Source organism: Bradyrhizobium sp. Ai1a-2 (genome assembly GCF_000426245.1).
Classification (GTDB): domain Bacteria; phylum Pseudomonadota; class Alphaproteobacteria; order Rhizobiales; family Xanthobacteraceae; genus Bradyrhizobium.
Genome location: NZ_AUEZ01000214.1, coordinates 1 through 2072, shown reverse-complemented (window position 1 = coordinate 2072; position 2072 = coordinate 1). Strand labels below are relative to the sequence as shown.

Here is a 2072-nt window from a genome sequence, read left to right as displayed (position 1 = left end):
ATATGTTCGTGTTTATTCATGCCGCACTGCTGGATAAAGATCATCTGGTCGATACCGATATCGGCATACGCCATGAGGTGCTCGCGAACACTCTGGGGTCGTCCTATGCTGCCCGCGCCTGGCGTCTCCTTCATATCGTCCTTGATTGCTTGAAAGCGCCGCCACAAATTCGTGCGCCCAGGACGATGTTCGCCATATACCGCGTAATGCGCAATCGAATAACCAAAGAACTTGAAACCATCGAGTCCTCGACGCATGGCTTCTTCGGCGTTCTGATGAACCATCATGCCGTTGAGGGTGGCGATGTTGGCGTTCACTGAATGACCTATGGGCACGCACTCCTCGGACTTGATGATGTGATAGTACTCGTCGCGCCAGACTTTCGCTTGGGAGGCTTCCACAAAGCCAAAAACCAGCGCCCCCACCCCATGACGCGCGGCACGCAAAATGCTGTCGCGCCGAGAACAGGCCATCCAGATCGGCGGATGCGGCTTCTGAACCGGCTTCGGCACGATGTTGCGGGTTGGCATTTTGAAGAACTGCCCGTCGTACCCCGGATACGGCCGCATCGTCATCATGTTGGCGGTCTGCTCGACGCCTTCCCGCCACATGTTACTCTTCTGCCCTGGCTCGACCCCAAATCCATGCATCTCGATCAACGACCCGGATTCTCCAGTCCCCCACTCGACACGCCCACCAGAGATCAAGTCAAGGGTCGCGAGGCGCTCGGCCACGCGCGCCGGGTGGTTGTAATTCGGCGGGGAAAGGCAAATGCCGTGACCAATGCGGATATTCTTTGTTCGCTGCGAAACGGCCCCCAGAAACACCTCTGGTGCCGAGGAGTGGGAGTATTCCTCCAGGAAATGATGCTCGACCTCCCACATGTGATCGAATCCGACTCGATCAGCGAGCTCGATCTGATCCAGCGCATCACTAAACAATTTTCGTTCGCCACCGTCTTCCCAAGGCCGTGGCAATTGGTGTTCATAGAACAGTCGAAGCTTCATCCGTTTTCCTCTGGGCTCTACGGTCGCAGGCCGCTTCATATGATCGGTGCAGGGCAGCATCAGAGAGATTTGACCGGCCGTTATTTACCGCGTTCTCCCCGCCTCGTTTCACGGATGAGCAATCGGCGTGCCACAGGACGTTCTGGGAGGCTTGTTCGAAGAGAGCAAACGCCATGTACTTCGCGTCGCGTCGGCGGAACACAAGGTCTTCGTGTCGAGCTCCCGACATAGACGTCATCAAGCGGACACCGGCTGAGCAGACAGAGCGTTGAATGACGACCATCGCCTCTCGCGCCGAACGCGAACATTTGCTTGAGGATAGCATTAAGGATCGGCACTCGGCCGCCCACGGCCTTGCGGCGGGCTCGCCGTTTGCGCACCGCAAGCCCTTCTTCCCGATAGAGCCGGTGAATGCGGTTGATCCCTGACGGCTCGCCCTCCCGCCGCAGCAGGACGAACAGCCGGCGGTAGCCGAACCGCCGACGCTCATTGGCAAGCTCGCGTAGCCGGGCTTGAAGCGCCGTGTCCGGCGGCCGGCAGCATCGATAGCGGACCATTGTCCGGTCCGCACCGGCGATCGAGCAGGCCCGCCGCTCCGACAGGCCCATCGTGTCCTGCAGGTGCGCCACCGCGGCGCGCTTGGCGGCGGGCCCTACCATTTTTTGACAGCAGTTCGCGAAGGGCCGCCGCATCGAGCATTTGCTCGGCCAGAAGCTTCTTCAGCTTCGCGTTCTCCTTTCCTCCAGCGCCTTCAGCCGCTTGGCCTCGGAAACGTCCATGCCGCCGAACCTGGCCTTCCAATTGTAGATTGTTGCCTCGGAGATCCCATGTTTGCGAGCCAAGTCCGCCGTCTTCGCCCCAGCCTCATGCTCCTTCAACACAGCGATAATCTGCTCTTCCGCTTTATCTGTCCGTCCTTCTTCAGGCCGGACTCTAACTCCATCTGGAGGAAATACGCAGTGGCAGGTCACAAATCACGCGCCCCTAGATTGACCTGCCGGCTCCTCTGGATCTGATGGCATGGTGTGGCGGCCTTGTGCTGACCACGGACAGAAGCACAATCCT

The 2072-nt window shown here is 59.1% G+C and carries 1 protein-coding gene and 1 pseudogene; both read right to left on the bottom strand.

Annotation, left to right across the window (positions count from 1 at the left end):
• A partial coding sequence (locus K288_RS0143225; RefSeq protein ID WP_027584852.1) for an LLM class flavin-dependent oxidoreductase occupies window positions 1-1007 on the bottom strand: 1007 nt, incomplete at its 3' end.
• A 326-nt stretch (window positions 1008-1333) separates the two neighbouring features.
• A pseudogene (locus tag K288_RS51905) lies at window positions 1334-1897 on the bottom strand (transposase); the annotation flags it as partial.
• Window positions 1898-2072 lie beyond the last annotated feature (175 nt).